16 protein-coding genes and 1 tRNA gene are annotated in these 16,776 nt (G+C 70.0%); 8 read left to right on the plus strand and 9 right to left on the minus strand.

Annotated features, from left to right (window positions below):
- The first annotated feature begins 147 nt into the window (after positions 1 to 147).
- Positions 148 to 822 (plus strand): Crp/Fnr family transcriptional regulator, encoded by a 675-nt coding sequence (locus AC07AB_RS00545; RefSeq protein ID WP_363130200.1) that lies wholly within the window; start codon positions 148 to 150, stop codon positions 820 to 822.
- 409 nt (positions 823 to 1,231) lie between these two features.
- Here the strand turns inward: AC07AB_RS00545 and AC07AB_RS00550 are convergent, their stop codons facing one another.
- From AC07AB_RS00550 to AC07AB_RS00565, 4 genes are all read right to left on the minus strand, one after another.
- Positions 1,232 to 2,062 carry an MBL fold metallo-hydrolase gene (locus AC07AB_RS00550; protein WP_478557732.1) on the minus strand — a complete coding sequence of 277 codons (831 nt, stop codon included), beginning with the start codon at positions 2,060 to 2,062 and terminating at the stop codon, positions 1,232 to 1,234.
- A 2-nt stretch (positions 2,063 to 2,064) separates the two neighbouring features.
- A complete protein-coding gene (locus AC07AB_RS00555; protein WP_478557735.1) occupies positions 2,065 to 3,012 on the minus strand; it encodes an NUDIX hydrolase in 948 nt (315 codons plus the stop codon).
- Between the two features lie 662 nt (positions 3,013 to 3,674).
- Positions 3,675 to 4,139 (minus strand): RidA family protein, encoded by a 465-nt coding sequence (locus AC07AB_RS00560; protein WP_478557738.1) that lies wholly within the window; start codon positions 4,137 to 4,139, stop codon positions 3,675 to 3,677.
- A complete protein-coding gene (locus tag AC07AB_RS00565; protein ID WP_003975360.1) occupies positions 4,136 to 4,297 on the minus strand; it encodes a Sp36 family protein in 162 nt (53 codons plus the stop codon). Before AC07AB_RS00565 ends, AC07AB_RS00560 begins: the two co-directional genes overlap by 4 nt.
- 71 nt (positions 4,298 to 4,368) lie before the next feature.
- Here AC07AB_RS00565 and bagA point away from each other — a divergent pair, with 71 nt between their 5' ends.
- Positions 4,369 to 5,349: an ATPase BagA gene (bagA, locus tag AC07AB_RS00570; protein ID WP_478557741.1), complete on the plus strand. Its 981-nt coding sequence runs from the start codon at positions 4,369 to 4,371 to the stop codon at positions 5,347 to 5,349.
- A complete protein-coding gene (gene bagB / locus AC07AB_RS00575; protein ID WP_478557744.1) occupies positions 5,346 to 6,782 on the plus strand; it encodes an ATPase BagB in 1,437 nt (478 codons plus the stop codon). Before bagA ends, bagB begins: the two co-directional genes overlap by 4 nt.
- 339 nt (positions 6,783 to 7,121) lie before the next feature.
- On the opposite strand, the gene AC07AB_RS00580 is transcribed toward bagB, so the two are convergent.
- Positions 7,122 to 7,457 (minus strand): WhiB family transcriptional regulator, encoded by a 336-nt coding sequence (locus AC07AB_RS00580; protein ID WP_037964184.1) that lies wholly within the window; start codon positions 7,455 to 7,457, stop codon positions 7,122 to 7,124.
- A gap of 386 nt (positions 7,458 to 7,843) precedes the next feature.
- Between AC07AB_RS00580 and AC07AB_RS00585 the strand changes: the two genes are divergently transcribed.
- A complete protein-coding gene (locus AC07AB_RS00585; RefSeq protein WP_478557747.1) occupies positions 7,844 to 10,030 on the plus strand; it encodes a transglycosylase domain-containing protein in 2,187 nt (728 codons plus the stop codon).
- Between the two features lie 223 nt (positions 10,031 to 10,253).
- Here AC07AB_RS00585 and AC07AB_RS00590 read toward each other — a convergent pair whose 3' ends face one another.
- Positions 10,254 to 10,718 carry a GatB/YqeY domain-containing protein gene (locus AC07AB_RS00590; protein WP_478557750.1) on the minus strand — a complete coding sequence of 155 codons (465 nt, stop codon included), beginning with the start codon at positions 10,716 to 10,718 and terminating at the stop codon, positions 10,254 to 10,256.
- Between the two features lie 77 nt (positions 10,719 to 10,795).
- Between AC07AB_RS00590 and AC07AB_RS00595 the strand changes: the two genes are divergently transcribed.
- The 4 genes from AC07AB_RS00595 to AC07AB_RS00610 all read left to right on the plus strand — a co-directional run bounded on the left by AC07AB_RS00595 (position 10,796) and on the right by AC07AB_RS00610 (position 13,951).
- Positions 10,796 to 11,731, plus strand: a complete 936-nt coding sequence (locus tag AC07AB_RS00595; RefSeq protein WP_478557753.1) for a metallophosphoesterase — start codon at positions 10,796 to 10,798, stop codon at positions 11,729 to 11,731.
- A gap of 79 nt (positions 11,732 to 11,810) precedes the next feature.
- On the plus strand, positions 11,811 to 12,575 hold the full coding sequence (locus AC07AB_RS00600; RefSeq protein ID WP_478557756.1) for a Pr6Pr family membrane protein: 765 nt from the start codon (positions 11,811 to 11,813) through the stop codon (positions 12,573 to 12,575).
- Between the two features lie 12 nt (positions 12,576 to 12,587).
- Positions 12,588 to 12,661 (plus strand) — tRNA-Pro (locus tag AC07AB_RS00605).
- A 225-nt stretch (positions 12,662 to 12,886) separates the two neighbouring features.
- The gene (locus tag AC07AB_RS00610; protein ID WP_478557759.1) at positions 12,887 to 13,951 is read left to right on the plus strand and encodes a hypothetical protein; all 1,065 of its coding nucleotides are present in this window, start codon (positions 12,887 to 12,889) and stop codon (positions 13,949 to 13,951) included.
- A 194-nt stretch (positions 13,952 to 14,145) separates the two neighbouring features.
- Here AC07AB_RS00610 and AC07AB_RS00615 read toward each other — a convergent pair whose 3' ends face one another.
- From AC07AB_RS00615 to AC07AB_RS00625, 3 genes are all read right to left on the minus strand, one after another.
- The gene (locus AC07AB_RS00615) at positions 14,146 to 15,663 is read right to left on the minus strand and encodes a LacI family DNA-binding transcriptional regulator (RefSeq protein ID WP_478557762.1); all 1,518 of its coding nucleotides are present in this window, start codon (positions 15,661 to 15,663) and stop codon (positions 14,146 to 14,148) included.
- A 26-nt stretch (positions 15,664 to 15,689) separates the two neighbouring features.
- Positions 15,690 to 16,064 (minus strand): helix-turn-helix domain-containing protein, encoded by a 375-nt coding sequence (locus AC07AB_RS00620; RefSeq protein WP_478557765.1) that lies wholly within the window; start codon positions 16,062 to 16,064, stop codon positions 15,690 to 15,692.
- Positions 16,065 to 16,195: 131 nt separating this feature from the next.
- Positions 16,196 to 16,711 carry a helix-turn-helix domain-containing protein gene (locus AC07AB_RS00625; RefSeq protein WP_478557768.1) on the minus strand — a complete coding sequence of 172 codons (516 nt, stop codon included), beginning with the start codon at positions 16,709 to 16,711 and terminating at the stop codon, positions 16,196 to 16,198.
- Positions 16,712 to 16,776: the final 65 nt, after the last annotated feature.

Here is a 16,776-nt window from a genome sequence, read left to right on the forward strand (position 1 = left end):
CCGACCGCAGCGAATCCACAGCCCAATCGGACCCCTGCCGTACGGTCCGGGACGCCGGTGCGTCAAACTTGTGATTGATCGCACTGTTTTATCGTCCGGCATGATGGGGACCACGGTCCTCTGTGCATGCCGACAAGGAGAGATCTCGTGGACGACGTTCTGCGGCGCGCCCCGCTTTTCGCGGCGCTCGATGACGAGCAGGCCGCTGAGCTGCGCGCCTCCATGGGTGAAGTCACCCTCGCGAGGGGTGACGCCCTGTTCCACGAGGGGGACCCCGGAGACCGGCTTTACGTGGTCACCGAGGGGAAGGTGAAGCTCCACCGCACCTCCCCCGACGGCCGGGAGAACATGCTGGCCGTCCTCGGCCCCGGCGAGCTGATCGGCGAGCTGTCCCTGTTCGACCCGGGACCGCGCACCGCCACCGCCAGCGCCCTCACCGAGGTCAAGCTCCTCGGCCTGGGCCACGGCGACCTCCAGCCCTGGCTCAACGCCCGGCCGGAGGTGGCCACCGCCCTGCTGCGCGCCGTCGCCCGCCGCCTGCGCCGGACCAATGACTCGATGTCCGACCTCGTCTTCTCCGACGTCCCCGGGCGCGTGGCGAAGGCGCTCCTCGACCTGTCGCGCCGCTTCGGCGTGCAGTCCGAGGAGGGCATCCACGTGGTGCACGACCTCACCCAGGAGGAACTGGCACAGCTCGTCGGCGCCTCCCGGGAGACGGTCAACAAGGCCCTCGCCGACTTCGCCGGCCGCGGCTGGCTGCGCCTGGAGGCGCGCGCCGTGATCCTGCTGGACGTGGAGCGGCTGGCCAAGCGCTCGCGCTGAGCCATACGGGCGTACGGGCGTTACGGGCGTCCTAGCCGTACAGTCGCGTGCCGACAGGTACGTACGGGCCGTACGGGCCCGGCCCGCCCAGCCGTGTGGCCGCGACGGTGCGGCGGTCACTCGGCCGTAACGGCGCCCCGAGCCCCAGAACGTACGAAGGGCCCGCCGGATCTCCGGCGGGCCCTTCGCTGATGCCTGAACGTGCCGTACAGCGCCTCAGCAGCGCCAGGACGCCCGTGAGCGCGGCCAGGGGACGGCGGAGGCCACCGGCCGCGCCCCAGGGGCCCTGCCGGGCCTCGTGGTCCGCCATTCGGCGGCCGCCCGGATCGCTGCGCAGCAGAAGCGCACCGTCGTCACGGGCCCGCGCACCGCCTCGGCCGCGCACCACCTCGACCGCGCCCGCGCCGTATCAGAGCAGCCCGTGCTCATCGAGATAGTCCATCTGGGCCCGTACCGACAGCTCGGCCGCCGGCCACAGCGTGCGGTCCACGTCCGCGTAGACGTGGGCGACGACCTCCGACGGCGTCCGGTAGCCGTCCTCGACGGCCGTCTCCACCTGGGCGAGCCGCTTCGCGCGATGGGCCAGATAGAACTCGACGACGCCGCGGGCGTCGTTCAGCACCGGCCCGTGCCCCGGCAGCACCGTCTGGACGCCGTCGTCGACGGCCAGCGACCGCAGCCGCCGCAGCGAGTCCAGGTAGTCGCCGAGCCGCCCGTCCGGGTGGGCGACCATGGTCGTCCCGCGCCCCAGGACCGTATCGCCCGTCAACACGGCGGAATCGGCCGGGAGGTGGAAGCAGAGGGAGTCCGCGGTGTGGCCCGGGGCGGGCACGACGCGCATCTCCAGGCCGCCCGTCGTGATGACGTCGCCCTCGCCCAGCCCCTCGTCGCCGAGGCACAGCGCCGGGTCCAGGGCGCGTACGTGCGTACCGGTCAGCTCGGCGAAGCGCGCCGCGCCGTCCGCGTGGTCGGGGTGGCCGTGGGTGAGGAGGGTGAGCGCGACGCGCTTGCCGGCGCGCTCGGCGGTGGCGATGACGTTCGCCAGGTGCCCCTCGTCCAGCGGGCCGGGGTCGACGGCGACGGCGAGGTCGGAGTCGGGTTCGGAGATCAGCCAGGTGTTGGTGCCGTCGAGCGTCATCGCGGACGGGTTGGGCGCCAGTACGCAGACGGCGCGGTCGGTGGCCGGACCGCCGATGACACCGTCGCGCGGTCGGCCGGGAAGCTCTGCCGCATAGGTCATGATCAGGCCCCCGTGGAGGTGTTGTCGTCCGTGCCGCCGATCCGCGCGCGCCCTTCGGCTTCATGTGGATCGATTTCATGTGAATCGATGCGTTTGGTGAACTCGTCGTGCCCCGGCCAGCTCAGCACCAGTTCGTCCCCTTCCAGGCGGGCCCGCGCGAGTACGGGCGCGAGATCGCGTTCCGCCGCGGATTCCAGCGCCTCGGCGACCGTTCCGTACGGCACCAGGGAGCGCAGGGTGGAGACGGTCGGCGGCATCATCAGCAGGTCGCCGCGGTCGTACCCCGCGGCGGCCTCGGCCGGGCCGCTCCATACGGTGCGGTCCGCCTCGGTCGAGGCGTTGCGGGTGCGCTGCCCCCGCGGCAGGGCGGCCACGAAGAACCAGGTGTCGTAGCGGCGCGGCTCGAACTCCGGGGTGATCCAGCGCGCCCACGCGCCGAGCAGGTCGGAGCGGAGGACGAGGCCGCGGCGTTCGAGGAAGTCGGCGAAGGACAGGTCGCGGGCGACGAGGGCCGCGCGGTCCGCCTCCCAGTCGTCACCCGTGGTGTCGCGGACGACGGTGTCCGGGGACGGGCCCGCGAGGAGGACGCCCGACTCCTCGAACGTCTCCCGGACCGCGGCGCAGACGATCGCCTGCGCGGTCGCCTCATCGGTCCCCACCCGCTCGGCCCACCGCGCCCGCGAGGGCCCCGCCCAGGCCACGGGCCGCTCGTCCCGCGGATCCACGGAGCCGCCCGGATAGGCGTACGCGCCTCCGGCGAAGGCCATGGAGGCGCGTCTGCGCAGCATGTACACGGAGATACCGCCGGCCGCGCCGGACCCGGCGTCCCGCAGCAGCAGCACGGTCGCCGCCCGCCGCGGCACGGCGGGCGTCAACTCCCCGTTCGAGAGGGCACGGATGCGGTCCGGCCACTCCGGCGGGTACCACTGGCCATTGGTCGAGGACGACATGGCCGGATGCTATGCGCTCACGGGCCGATGTTCGAGGGGGCCAGACTCATCGGGGCCGGCGCCTATGGGCGTCACACCAGCCGAAACCCCTCATGGGCGGCGGCTGGCCGGTACGGCGGCGGGCGGATCCGCGTCCCAGGCTCGGTGAGTACGGGCCAGTGAGTACGGGGCCGGCGAGTGCAGGGACGGTGAGTGCAGGCCGGTGAAACTGGCCGAGGCCGCGTTGGACTCGGCAGGAGGACGAGCGTTCTCGCGCAACTGGGGCCTACGCCCGCCACATCCGGGCATCCGGGCATCCGGGCATCCGGGCATCCGGGCATCCGGGCATCCGGGCATCCGGGGCCATCTGGCGCTTGAGGGCAGTGGCCTGTCCCGCCCGATTCGACCGGGCCGGTGCGCGGCGATCGGCGTCCGCCGAATTCGGCCCGTCCGGCGGCGGAGGGCCGGGGTCCGCGGCAGAGGCGCAGGGCCCGGGCAGAGGGCCGGAGTCCGCGACAGAGGAGCGGGGCCCGAGCGGAGGGCCGGGGCCCGAGCGGAGGGCCAGGGTCCGATTGGAGGGCCGGAGTCCGAGCGGAAGGCCGGAGTCCGAGCGGAAGGCCGGAGTCCGCGACAGAGGAGCGGGGTCCGGGGCAGCGCCCCGAATCACCCCCTGCGGCGCGGTCCTAGTCCTGGACCTCCACCACGATCTCAACCTCGACCGGCGCGTCCATCGGCAGGACCGCCACGCCGACGGCGCTGCGCGCATGCACCCCGGCCTCGCCCAGCACCTCACCGAGGAGCTCGCTCGCACCATTGACGACGCCCGGCTGGCCGGTGAAGTCCGTGGCCGAGGCGACGAAGCCCACGACCTTCACCACACGCACGATCTTGTCGAGGTCGCCCGTGACCGATTTCACGGCGGCGAGCGCGTTGAGCGCGCAGGTACGCGCCAGCTCCTTCGCCTGCTCCGCCGTGAGGTCCGCGCCGACCTTGCCGGTCAGCGGCAGCTTGCCCTCGACCATCGGGAGCTGCCCGGACGTGTGCACGTAGCCACCGGACCGTACGGCCGGCTGGTACGCGGCCAGCGGTGGCACGACCTCCGGCAGGTTCAGGCCGAGGGAGCGCAGCTTGTCCTCGACGACGCTCATGCCTGCTTCTCCCGCTTCAGGTAGGCCACCAACTGCTCGGGGTTGTTCGGCCCGGGCACGACCTGGACGAGCTCCCAGCCGTCCTCGCCCCAGGTGTCCAGAATCTGCTTGGTCGCGTGTACGAGCAGCGGCACGGTCGCGTATTCCCACTTGGTCATGGTGCGACTGTAATGCCTCTCTCCCCCCGCCTCGTGCGTACTCCGGGGCCCGACTGGTTAGGCTCCAAAACATGAGCAGGTTCCACGTCGTCAGCGGCAAGGGCGGCACCGGTAAGACCACGGTCGCCGCCGCCCTCGCGCTCGCCCTCGCCGCCGAGGGAAAACGCACCCTGCTGGTGGAGGTCGAAGGCAGGCAGGGGATCGCGCAGCTCTTCGAGACCCAGGCGCTGCCGTACGCGGAGCGGAAGATCGCGGTGGCCCCGGGCGGTGGTGAGGTGCACGCGCTCGCCATCGACGCGGAGCTCGCGCTCCTCGACTACCTCCAGATGTTCTACAAGCTCGGCGGCGCGGGGCGGGCCCTGAAGAAGCTCGGCGCGATCGACTTCGCCACGACCATCGCGCCCGGGCTGCGGGACGTGCTCCTGACCGGCAAGGCGTGCGAGGCGGTCCGCCGCAAGGACAAGAGCGGGCGCTTCATCTACGACCACGTCGTCATGGACGCCCCGCCGACCGGGCGCATCACCCGCTTCCTCAACGTCAACGACGAGGTGGCGGGGCTCGCCAGGATCGGCCCCATACACAATCAGGCACAGGCCGTGATGCGCGTCCTGAAGTCCGCCGAGACCGCGGTCCACCTGGTGACGCTGCTGGAGGAGATGCCCGTCCAGGAGACGGTGGACGGGGTGGCGGAGCTGCGGGCCGCGAAGCTCCCGGTGGGCGGCGTCGTCATCAACATGGTGCGGCCCGCGCTGCTCGACGAGACGGCCGTGGACGTGGTCGCGAACGGGCAGCGGCCGGCCGTCGCCAAGGCCCTCTCCCGGGCCGGCCTCGGCGGCGCCCAGCGCGGCGGCCACGCCGACCGCCTGATCGACCCGCTGCTGGAAGAGGCCCGCGAGCACACCGAGCGGGTGGCCCTGGAGCGCAGCGGGCGAGCGGAGATATCCGGACTCGACCTGCCGACGTACGAACTCGAACTGCTCGGCGACGGCGTGGACTTGGCGGGGCTCTACCGCATGGCCCGCGGACTGCGGAAGCAAGGGGTGGCCTCATGAACGGCCTGGCGGACACCTACCGGCTGGAGATGGACCCGGTCCTGGACGACCCGGCGACCCGGATCGTGGTGTGCTGCGGCTCCGGCGGCGTCGGCAAGACGACGACGGCGGCCGCGCTGGGGGTACGGGCCGCGGAGCGCGGCCGGAAGGTCGTCGTCCTCACCATCGACCCGGCGCGCAGGCTCGCGCAGTCGATGGGCATCCAGGAGCTGGACAACGTGCCGCGCAGGGTCGAGGGCGTCGACGGCAGCGCGGGCGGCGAACTGCACGCCATGATGCTGGACATGAAGCGGACCTTCGACGAGATCGTCGAGGCGCACTCCGACAAGGAGCGGTCCCGAGCGATCCTGGAGAACCCCTTCTACCAGTCCCTGTCGGCCGGGTTCGCCGGTACGCAGGAGTACATGGCCATGGAGAAGCTCGGTCAGCTGCGCGCCCGCGACGAGTGGGACCTGATCATCGTCGACACCCCGCCGAGCCGCTCCGCGCTGGACTTCCTGGACGCGCCGAGCCGCCTCGGGTCGTTCCTGGACGGCAAGTTCATCAAGGTGCTGATGGCCCCGGCGAAGATCGGCGGCCGCGCGGGGATGAAGTTCCTCGGCGTGGGCATGTCGGTGATGAGCGGACCGCTGAACAAGCTGATGGGCGCGCAGTTGCTGCGCGACGTGCAGACCTTCGTCGCGGCGATGGACACGATGTTCGGCGGCTTCCGCACCCGCGCGGACGCCACGTACCGCCTGCTCCAGGCGCCCGGCACGGCGTTTCTCGTCGTCGCCGCCCCGGAGCGGGACGCGCTGCGCGAGGCGGCGTACTTCATCGAGCGGCTGGCCGCCGACCGGATGCCGCTGGCCGGGCTCGTACTGAACCGGGTGCACGGCAGCGGCGCCGCCCAACTGTCGGCGGAGCGTGCGCTGGCCGCCGCTGAAGCCCTCACGGACGGCTCCGCGGGCGCTTCAGCGGACACGACATCCGATTACGCAGAAAATCTTGCCGGTTCCGGCATTGTGGATCGTGAGTCGGGGAAGCCTCGTATGGGCAGCCCGTCAGCCCGCGCCAGCGGCTCCCCCACCGCCACTGAGGGCTCACAGGACAGCACCGCATCCGTTACCGACCCCACCCCTACCGCCGAGGCGGCCGGCACCGTCGAGGCCACCCCGGAACAACTCGCCGCCCGTCTGCTGCGGCTGCACGCCGAGCGGATGCGGGTGCTCGCCCGCGAGCGCCGTACGCGTGACCGCTTCACCACGCTGCATCCCGAGGTGCCGGTGGCGGAAGTGGCCGCGCTGCCCGGCGATGTGCACGACTTGGCCGGTCTGCGCACGGTCGGCGAGCGCTTGGCGGCCCAGCCCGCGTCTCCGTCCACCTCTTCGCGAACGAAGGACTCACAAACAGGGGGCTCGCAAACGGACGACTCATCAACGGGCGACTCATAAACGGAGGCCCCACAGGCAGAGGCCCCGCAGGTAGAGGCCCCGCAGACGGGCGTCCCTGCGGATGCCCGTACGGACGCGACCGAGCCGAGCTCTAGCGACCGGTCCGCGCGGCGCGGCGGTACATACGCGATGGGGCCGCGCATGCCGAGCGCGGGCGTGCCGTGCGCGGGCGGTATGAGCCGCTGCCCCTGATGCGTTCCCGCGTACCACTGCGCGCTCCTGAGTGCTGCCGCACGCTCTCGTACGTCTTCGTTCCCGCGTACTTCCGCGGTCGCGATCGCGTTTGCTCACGAGGCGGCGATGCCGCCGCCCGTCGTCTTCCGTCATCTCCGCGCCGGCTCACCCCGCCGCGGCGTAGTTCTCGTACTCCTCGTCGTCGATGGGCAGGATGCCCGTACTGCGCTCGTATTCCGTACGGGCGGTCTCCAGAAGCCTCCGCCAAGAGGTGACCGTCGGCCGACGACGCAGCAGCGCCCTCCGCTCCCGCTCGGTCATACCGCCCCACACGCCGAACTCGACACGGTTGTCCAGGGCGTCGGCCAGGCACTCGGTGCGCACCGGGCAACCGGTGCAGACCGCTTTGGCCCTGTTCTGTGCCGCGCCTTGAACGAATAGCTCATCCGGATCGGTGGTGCGGCATGCTGCTTGTGCACTCCAGTCGGTTACCCAGCTCATGCTGGCGCCGTCCTCTCCCGAATCGAGGCTCCCCCACGGCGGCAGCGGCATATTCACCGTTGCCAGTTGAGGACGTTACGGAAGGCGGACAGGGTGCAACACCCCCTGCGGGCCCAATCTTGAATGGCCCGAACGGACTATGCGTATGCGGCAGATCACCCAACGGAGTGAGCCGACGACATCATCGACAAAGCCGTCAACTCGGGGTGATTCAGTCGGGGCGCAGTGGGCACCATGTGACACATGGGCTGAAGTCGGGCACGGCTCGGCACTCGACTGAGTGCTGAGGAGGATGGTCCGGAACCGCACCGCAGTGACTGGCGTGAATGAAGCGTAGGCGAACACCTGGGCGTCTGTCCGGCGAATGAGAACGTAGGCTGCCCCCCATGGCTAAGAAGCGCTCGGGCGGGGGTCTCACGACGACCCAGCAGGCCGCGAAATTCCTCGGTGTCAGCGTGCTCTCCGGAGCGGTGCTGGCAGGTCTCGCGCTGCCGGCCTTCGGCGCCTTCGGCCTGGCGGCCAAAGGCTCGGTCGAGGGCTTCGACGAGATCCCGTCCAACCTCAAGACCCCGCCGCTGAGTCAGCGCACCACGATCCTCGACAACCAGGGCGGCGAGATCGCGAAGGTCTACTCCCGCGACCGCACCGTCGTACCGCTCAAGGACATCTCGCCCTATATGCAGAAGGCGCTCGTAGCGATCGAGGACGCGCGCTTCTACGAGCACGGGGCGATCGACCTCAAGGGCGTGCTCCGCGCCGTCAACAAGAACGCGCAGTCCGGCGGCGTATCCGAGGGTGCCTCCACCCTCACCCAGCAGTATGTGAAGAACGTCTTCATCGAGGAGGCCGGCGACGACCCCGACAAGGTCGCCCAGGCCACTCAGCAGACGATCGGCCGCAAGGTCAAGGAGCTGAAGTACGCGATCCAGGTCGAGCAGGAGCTCGGCAAGAAGCGGATCCTCAACAACTATCTGAACATCACCTTCTTCGGTGAGCAGGCGTACGGCGTCGAGGCAGCCGCCCAGCGCTACTTCAGCAAGCACGCCAAGGACCTCACCCTGGACGAATCCGCCCTGCTGGCCGGCATCGTCCAGTCACCCACCCGCTACGACCCGGTCAACGACAGGCAAGAGGCGACCAAGCGCCGCAACACCGTGCTCCAGCGGATGGCCGAACTGCACGACGTCACTCCGGCCGAGGCCGAGGCGGCGAAGAAGAAGCCGATCAAGCTCAAGGTCAAGCGGCCCAAGAACGGCTGCATCACCGCTGTGAGCGGCGCGGGCTTCTTCTGCGACTACGTCCGCGAGGTCTTCCTGCGGGACGAGACCTTCGGCAAGACGAAGGAGGACCGGGCCAAGCGCTGGAACCAGGGCGGCATGACGGTCCGTACGACGCTGGACCCGCAGGCCCAGAAGTCGGTGCAGACCGGGATCAGCAGCCACGTGTACGCGGCCGACCCGGTGGCCAGCGCCATCACCCTGGTCGAGCCGGGCACGGGCAAGATCCGCGGGATGGGCCAGTCGCGCCCGTACGGCTTCGGGAAGAACCAGACGCAGATCAACCTCTCCGTCGACCGCAACATGGGCGGCGGCGCGGGATATCTGCCGGGTTCGACGTTCAAGCCCTTCACCGCGGCGGCCGCGTTGGAGAACGGCATCGACAACTCCCAGTCGTACGCCTCGCCGAACCGGATGCCGTACCCGACCGTCTCCGACTGCCAGGGCCGTAGCTACGCCAGCAACGCCTCGGTGCCGAACGAGAGCAAGGACGAGGTCGGCCCGTACTCCATGCCGGAGGCGCTGAAGAAGTCGATCAACACCTACTTCGTCTCGCTGGAGGCCGACACCGGCCTGTGCAACGTGACGAAGATGGTCAACAAGCTCGGCATGACCAAGCGCGCGGGCGGCACCGCCTGGGGCCTCGGCGGGTCGTACACCCTCGGCGTGAACGAGGCGTCGCCGCTCAACATGTCCGCCGCGTACGCCGCCTTCGCGTCCCGCGGCAAGTACTGCACGCCGACCGCGCTCGAAGCGGTCACCGACGCCAATGGCAAGCAGCTGCCGGTGCCGCAGGGCGCCTGCACCCAGGCCATGTCGCCGAAGACCGCCGACACGATCAACACGATGCTCAAGGGCGTCGTCGACGACGGTACGGGCAAGGCGGCGGGCCTGACCGACGGGCGGGACAGCGCGGGCAAGACGGGTACCACCGACAACCGGTACTCGGCGTGGTACGTGGGCTACACGCCCAACATGTCGGGCGCGGTCTGGCTCGGCGACCCGCAGCACCAGGTCCAGATGCAGAACGGCGTCACCTTCGGCGGCAAGACGTACGACAAGGTGTACGGCGCCGACGGCCCCGCGCCCATCTGGAAGGACGCGGTCTCCGGAGCCCTCTCCGGGAAGCCGGCGGACAAGTTCACGACCGTCCCGATCGCCGGTTCGGGGAAGGACAAGGGCTCCGACGGCGGGGACGACGGAAAGGGCAAGGGGAAGAAGCACGGCGGCAAGGGCAAGGGCAAGCACGACCCGTTCGGCGACTTGCCGGACCCGGCGGACCTGATGGGCCAGTGAGCAGGCCGGTGAACAGGTAGGCAGCAGGAATGCGGCCGCGAAGAAGGGACGCCCGGACCATCCTGGTCCGGGCGCCCCTTCTTCGTCTTCGCTGTCGCACGAGGCTGCGGGCGTCCCGCCGGCAGGCGGCGCGGGCATCGCGGTCAGCCGCCCCGCTACCAGCGGGCGGACACCGCGGTCAGCCGTCCCGCGGTCACCCTTCCCGCCGTCACCCTTCCCGCCCTCAGCCCGCGAGCAGCTTCTTGACCATCGCGGCGACGCGGCCGCCCTCGGCCCGGCCCGCCACCTGCGGGTTCACGATCTTCATGACCGCACCCATCGCGCGCGGCCCCTCGGCGCCGTGGCCGGACGCCTCCGCGACGGCGGCGGCGACCAGCGACTCCAGCTCCAGGTCGGACAGCTGCTGGGGAAGGTACTCGGCGAGGAGCTCGCCCTCCGCCTTCTCCCGCTCCGCGGACTCGGCCCGGCCGCCCTGCGCGAACGCCTCCGCCGCCTCACGCCGCTTCTTCGCCTCGCGCGTGATCACCTTCAGCACCTCGTCGTCGGAGAGCTCGCGGGCGGACTCGCCGGAGACCTCCTCCTTGGTGATCGCGGTGAGGGTGAGCCGGAGGGTGGAGGAGCGCAGCTCGTCGCGCGCCCTGATCGAGGCGGTGAGGTCGTCCTGCAGCTGGGACTTGAGCGTGGTCATGTCCTTGACTATGCCAGCAAGCGCCGGGAATCACCCGAAGATTTCTCCCTGGCCGCCGGTCTGCGACGATAGGCGTTATGCGCGCGCGATACGGAGTACCCCTGGGCATCACGGCGGGAATCACGGCGGTCGGCGCGGCCGGCGTGGCCTACGCCGCAGGCATCGAGGCCCGTTCCTTCCGTCTTCGACGGGTCACCGTCCCAGTACTGCCACGCGGCCGGCGGCCGCTGCGCGTACTGCAGGTCTCCGACATCCACATGGTCAGCGGGCAGCGCAAAAAACAGCGCTGGCTCCAGTCGCTGGCGGGGCTGCGTCCGGACTTCGTGATCAACACGGGGGACAACCTCTCCGACCCGGAGGGCGTGCCGGAGGCGCTGGACGCGCTCGGGCCGCTGATGGAGTTCCCCGGCGCGTACGTCTTCGGCTCGAACGACTACTACGGACCGAAGCTGCGCAACCCCGCCCGCTATCTGCTGGAGAAGGCGCGGAAGCAGCACGGCCTGAACGGCAACAAGCCGGTCGAGGGCGCGGTGCACAACCCGTGGGAGCAGCTGCGCGACGGCTTCGACGCGGCGGGGTGGGTCGGCCTGACGAACACGCGGGGCCGGCTGAAGGTCGACGGGTGTGAGATCGCCCTCACCGGCCTCGACGATCCGCACATCAAGCGGGACCGCTACAGCGAGGTGGCGGGCGGCCCGGACACATCGGCGGACCTGTCGCTGGCGGTGGTGCACGCCCCGTACCTGCGGGTGCTGGACGCGTTCACGGCGGACCGCTACCCGCTCGTCCTGGCCGGGCACACGCACGGGGGCCAGCTGTGCGTGCCGTTCTACGGGGCGCTGGTCACCAACTGCGACCTGGACACGAAGCGGGTCAAGGGGCTGTCCCGGCACCGGGCCGGCGGCCATGAGTCGTTCCTCCATGTGTCGGCGGGGTGCGGCACGAACCGGTACACGCCGGTCCGTTTCAACTGCCCGCCCGAGGCGACGCTCCTCACACTTACCGCGCGCTGACCGACAGCCGACCGCAGGCCGACCGCACGGAACTGGGCGACTTCCTCCGGAGGAGAGCGCCCGCCCGTACGGTGGGGACATGATCGATCCGTCCTCCTCCCACGCGCGGCTCAGCGCGGTCAGCGCCGCGGGCGTACCCGCCTCGGCGGTCGTCCCGGCCGGGCGCCGCCCCCTCGTGGCCGTCTTCCGGGTGCTCATCGCTCTGGCGGCGATCACCGGCATCGTGATCGACTGCGCGATCGGCGACGTGCCGCGGGTGCTCAGCTACTTCACGATCCAGTCCAACGCGGTGGTCGCGGTCGTCATGCTGGCGGCCGCACACCGGGCGTGGTCGGCGCGGCCGCCGCTCTCGGCGCGCGTCACGGGGGCGGCTCTCCTCTATATAGCGATTACGGGGCTGGTCTACCACTTCGTCCTGACCAACAGCTCCAGCGGCTTCGCGATGGCCGGGGACGCCCACGCCCCCTCCGAGTGGCAGACCACGGCCACCCAGCTGCTGCACACGGTCACCCCCATCGCGGTCACCCTCGACTGGCTCCTGCTCACGACGCCGGGCCGGTTCCGCCCCGCGTTCGCCTGGCAGTGGCTCGTCTACCCCCTCCTCTACCTCCCCTTCGCCCTCATCCGCGGCGCCCTCCTCTCCCCCGGCACCGAGGCCCGCTACCCCTACCCCTTCCTGGACGTCGACATCAACGGCTACGGAGGCGTCCTCGGCAACACCGTGATCTTCGCTCTGGCCTTCTACGTCCTCGCCCTGGTCCTCTTCCTCCTCGACCGCATCCGCCCCCACCTGCGAGGCCCCGAGAACCGGATTTCGTCTCCGGCCATCGGTCCGCTAAAGTAGAGCTCGTTGCTTCGGGGTGTAGCGCAGCTTGGCAGCGCGCTTCGTTCGGGACGAAGAGGTCGTGGGTTCAAATCCCGCCACCCCGACAGGTGAAACACCAGGTCAGGCCCGGTACTGAGAAATCAGTGCCGGGCCTGATCTGCGTTCGGGGGCCAATTTGGGAGCCATTTGGGAGCCGACTTCGGGATCGGGCTCCCCAGCCGACCGCCTGGCGACAACCTCAGGGCAACAGATCCTTCGGACGGAAACTCGGGCTCACTGTCAGTGGCCACGTCTAGCCTTGAACCAGCACCGTCCTATAGGAGGCCGGATTGGCCGGGTTCAAGATCGACAAGCGCGCGATCGCGAAGATGCAGAAAGAGATCGTCAAGGAGTTCGAGCGGGCCAACCGTAAGCACCCCGTACGCATCCCCGTCGAGGTCGACCCGCCGTCCATGGGCATGCTCACCCTCGCGAGTGCCAGCGGCCTCGAAAGCGACCCGCAGCTGTCCCGCTTGTTGCTCTGGCTGTACGAGTCGGTCCAGCAGAATCCGAGCCACTACGTAGACGTGCAGGTCTTCGCGCGGAGCGAAGGTCTACCGGAAGACGACAGCGACAACATGGCGCTGCAACTCGAGAAGCTCGGGCTCGTCAAGATCGCGCGAAGTCTCGCCGGCGGACTCTCCGAGGTGTTCCCCACGGACGACGGCCTCCTGGAAGCGCGCCGCCTGCTCGCTCTGCGCACCGACACAGTCGAACGCTTCGGGCACGCCTGCGATGTGTTGTTGCGCTGGGTCCTACGCGTGGGCGGACGGCAAGCCTCGGTTCCGGCGTTGGCCTTTCTGGAAGACCCGTTGTGCAGCTTCGCCGGGGACCCCCTGACCGAAGTAGAAGTTCTCAGCGCGCTCGACTACCTGCGTGAGCACGCTCTTGTGGAGCGAGTGGTCTCAGACGCCGAGGTCGCAGTCCTGATCACGGCACAAGGCACTCGCTGCGTACTCGCTGGAGGCACCGTGAATGACTTTCTGAGCCGTCAACCGACCGGCGGCGACACCTACAACATCAGCGACTCCCACGGCTTCGTTGCCGGCTCGCAGCAGCACGTCGTACAGAACAACTCCTTCGGCCTGGACGCATCCAAGCTCGCCGAGTTCGCCCAACAGGTCCGGCAGTTCGCGCCGCGCCTGGGCGTCACCGAGGAGGAGCAGGGCCAGTTGATTCTGGACGCAGAGGTGCTGGAAGAAGCTGCCGCCTCCGACGAGGCCGAACCGGGGCGTGTGCGGGCCGCATTTGATCGACTGAACGCGACCCTCACCGCAATCGGTACGGCTACTCCTGGACTGACCATGCTCCTCGGGGCCGGACAGAGCGCATACCAAGCAGTGTTCGGCGCCTGAAGTACTGGGAGCCAATCATCCAGTCATGAGCCGGCCATCGACCGACTGAGACGGGCGACGGTTGTCGCTCCTTGCCTGTCCCTTTTCGGGACAGCGCGCTTGTCCCGAAAAGGGACAGAATCAGCCGTCTTCGTCGTATGCGCTGCGGTCCGCTCTGCCCCCCGCAGCAAACGCTGCGGGGGGGCAGAGCGGAGCTATCGGAGTGCTACCGCTCGTGCGCGCAGAAGATCGTTGAGCGCGCGCACCGGCGACGTGGGGCACATCGCGAGACGGGCATCGAGTGCCGCTTCCCACTGCTGGGTCAGGCCAGCCATGAGGCGCTTGCGCATGCCGGGCGTGACGTGGGCGTAGCGCGCCGAGACCGAGCCGTCGATGTGGCCCATGCGTTCATCCATGAGGACCTTCTCGGTGCCGAGGTCCTCCATCATCGTGCGGTGCGTGTGGCGGAGGCCGTGGGGTGTGAGGCCCTTGGCGATCGGGAGCCAGCAGGCGTCCGCCCGAGCAGCAGCGCCTCGGCCTCGGGCCGGGATTCCCGGCCACGGCTCGCCCAGGATCGGCACTGGGCGGGCCTCCTGGGGCACCTTTTTCGGGTACCAGCCGGAGACTGCCGGGGTGAACAGCCAGGTGGCGAAGCCGTTGCGGCGCCAGTGGGCCGCGTGCTCCGAAGTGGCACCGCCCCGCATGAACCCGAGCTCTGCGATGGCGAGTTCGACGCGTACGCGGGTGTCCTCGCGTACGCGGTCGGGGTGGTTGAGGACGTTGGAGACCGTCCCCGTGGAGACCTCGGCACGGCGGGCCACGTCGACGAGCTTGGCGCCCTGGTGGCCTCCAGTACGGGCGGTGCCCTGCCCTCGGAAGACGTACGTCCTGCCGTGACAAGGGCAGGGGGTCGGCTTCGTGCGGGCAATGTGGTTGAAGACCAGGGCGGACAGCCAGTCCATCGAGTCGATGGTGCGGTAGCTGTCGTCCTTGGGTGGGCAGCGGACCAGCTCGCCCGTGTCCAGCTCGTACAGCTGCCACTCGACACGGAAGGCGCCGGGGCGGACGAACTCCGTTTCCAAGCCGACAATTTCGCCCCAGCGCTTGCCGGTGTAGCCCTTGAGGACCGTGGCGACGAATTCGTCGTCGCGACCGGAGAGCAGGGCCGCCCGCTCGGCGGTCAGCAGGATGCCGAGCGCGTCGGTGACGACCTTCTCCGGGCCGCGGTCACGGGAACGGCCGGCGCGCTTGCCCCGGCCACGACGCCTGGCCGCCGGGTTGGACGTGAGCAGGCCCTCGTCGATCGCGTCCTCAAAGATCAGATGGAGCGTCGAGCGCCAGGTCTTGACGCTGGAAGCCGCATAGGCCGCCCGCTCCTTCTTCTCCCACAGCTCGACGTCCGTACGCAGGATCCCCACGAGCGCCTTCTCCTCGAAGTCGGGGAGCAGATGCTCCTCGATGTGGCGCCGGTAGTTCTGCATGGTCGAAGCCGCCAAGTCCTGAGCGGCGTACCAGCGGTTCGCGTACTCGCCGAAGGTCTCCTGGCCGAGTGCCGGGTCGCGCCAGTCGCCGCGCCGGTACTTGTTCTCGGCCTCGCTCGCGGCCCGCTGGGCCTCGCCCTTGGTGGCGAACTTGATCGGCTTGCCATCCTCACCGACGACGGTGAGGTGCTTGCCGGGCGCGATCTTGTAGCGGGCGCGCCAGTAGTTTCCGCGCTTCTCGCCGAAGCCCATGTATCCCTCCCCTTCCCGTCGTCGTGCTAGGCCGCGGTCCCGAACTGGCTCTGGCGGGCTCGGCGTGGCGGCCGGGCCCGCAAGGGAGTCTTGGTAGCGGCGAACGGCGAAGGCGGTTGGGGAGCAGGGGACTCGGGGGCTGGAAGCGTTGCCGCCCGCTTCTGCGGGAGCGCGGGGCGGGCCTCGTGCATGCGGATGATCTCCGCGAGGTGCTCGCCGGTGAAGCGGTAGGCGCGACCGACGCGCGTGAACGGGATCAGGCGCCGGCGGGCGCGGTCCTTGACCCACCAGGCGGAGCAGCCGAGGGCAGCGGCGACTTCCTCGGGGACGTACAGGCGGGGCAGGACAGCCTCGGTGTGCAGGGTCGGTGCGGAGGCAGGGGGTATCGCGGGTTGGTGCAAGGAGTGGGTCCTCTTCAGGCCGTGGCGGGTATGGGCGCGGCAACGCCGGCCTGCCGGTCGATCGCTAGGGATGAGGGTGAGACGCCCGTGCTGGGGGTTTGCGGGCCCAGGACGGGAGTGGGAACGGGACGCTACGACTCGTCGGCGGAGCTGGCGTCGGCGTGCTCGCCAGGCGGAGGGCCGTGCATCTTCAGCATGGTCTTGTTGGCCGCCTCCGCGATGGCGCTCTGGACCATGAGGTCGGCTTCCTCGCGGATGTCGGGGTGCTCTGCGAGGTAAGCGTCGAGCGCGTCGCGCGTCTCCGTGAAGGCCATGTTGGCTCTCTGGGTCGCGCGGAACGCGTCCACGACTTCGTCGATCAGCTCCATGGCGCGGGCCTTGGCCGCCAGCTGCGGGGGCCCGACGAGATTGCGCAGGTCGATGCCGAGGACCTCGGCAAAGCCGATGGCGTCGTCGAGGTTGATGCGGCGCTTGCCGTTCTCGATCCGCCAGACCGCGGACGGGTTCATCTCGAAGCCGGCCTCGTTGAGCCGGTCGGACAGGGCGTTGGTGCTCCAGCCGCGCGCCTCGCGCTCCACCCTGATGCGGGTCGCGACGTTCGCCTCGCCGCTGAGTAGGACGCCCTCGGAGGGTTCTTCCTCTGCCACTAGCACCTCCTTCCGTTCGTAGCGATGCACTGCGGTTTGCAGCACAGCCTAAACAGTAGCATCGC

The organism is Streptomyces sp. NPDC044033 (assembly GCF_056434425.1).

Excerpts from the sequence above, each read along its gene's own strand:
- AC07AB_RS00560 (WP_478557738.1), bottom strand. The coding sequence starts at position 4,139 with ATGAGCGTCGTCGAGGACAAGCTGCGCTCCCTCGGCCTGAACCTGCCG.
- bagB (WP_478557744.1), top strand. The coding sequence starts at position 5,346 with ATGAACGGCCTGGCGGACACCTACCGGCTGGAGATGGACCCGGTCCTG.
- AC07AB_RS00615 (WP_478557762.1), bottom strand. The coding sequence starts at position 15,663 with ATGGGCTTCGGCGAGAAGCGCGGAAACTACTGGCGCGCCCGCTACAAG.
- AC07AB_RS00600 (WP_478557756.1), top strand. The coding sequence starts at position 11,811 with ATGATCGATCCGTCCTCCTCCCACGCGCGGCTCAGCGCGGTCAGCGCC.
- AC07AB_RS00590 (WP_478557750.1), bottom strand. The coding sequence starts at position 10,718 with ATGACCACGCTCAAGTCCCAGCTGCAGGACGACCTCACCGCCTCGATC.
- bagA (WP_478557741.1), top strand. The coding sequence starts at position 4,369 with ATGAGCAGGTTCCACGTCGTCAGCGGCAAGGGCGGCACCGGTAAGACC.
- AC07AB_RS00585 (WP_478557747.1), top strand. The coding sequence starts at position 7,844 with ATGGCTAAGAAGCGCTCGGGCGGGGGTCTCACGACGACCCAGCAGGCC.
- AC07AB_RS00565 (WP_003975360.1), bottom strand. The coding sequence starts at position 4,297 with ATGACCAAGTGGGAATACGCGACCGTGCCGCTGCTCGTACACGCGACC.
- AC07AB_RS00550 (WP_478557732.1), bottom strand. The coding sequence starts at position 2,062 with ATGACCTATGCGGCAGAGCTTCCCGGCCGACCGCGCGACGGTGTCATC.
- AC07AB_RS00555 (WP_478557735.1), bottom strand. The coding sequence starts at position 3,012 with ATGTCGTCCTCGACCAATGGCCAGTGGTACCCGCCGGAGTGGCCGGAC.
- AC07AB_RS00580 (WP_037964184.1), bottom strand. The coding sequence starts at position 7,457 with ATGAGCTGGGTAACCGACTGGAGTGCACAAGCAGCATGCCGCACCACC.
- AC07AB_RS00595 (WP_478557753.1), top strand. The coding sequence starts at position 10,796 with ATGCGCGCGCGATACGGAGTACCCCTGGGCATCACGGCGGGAATCACG.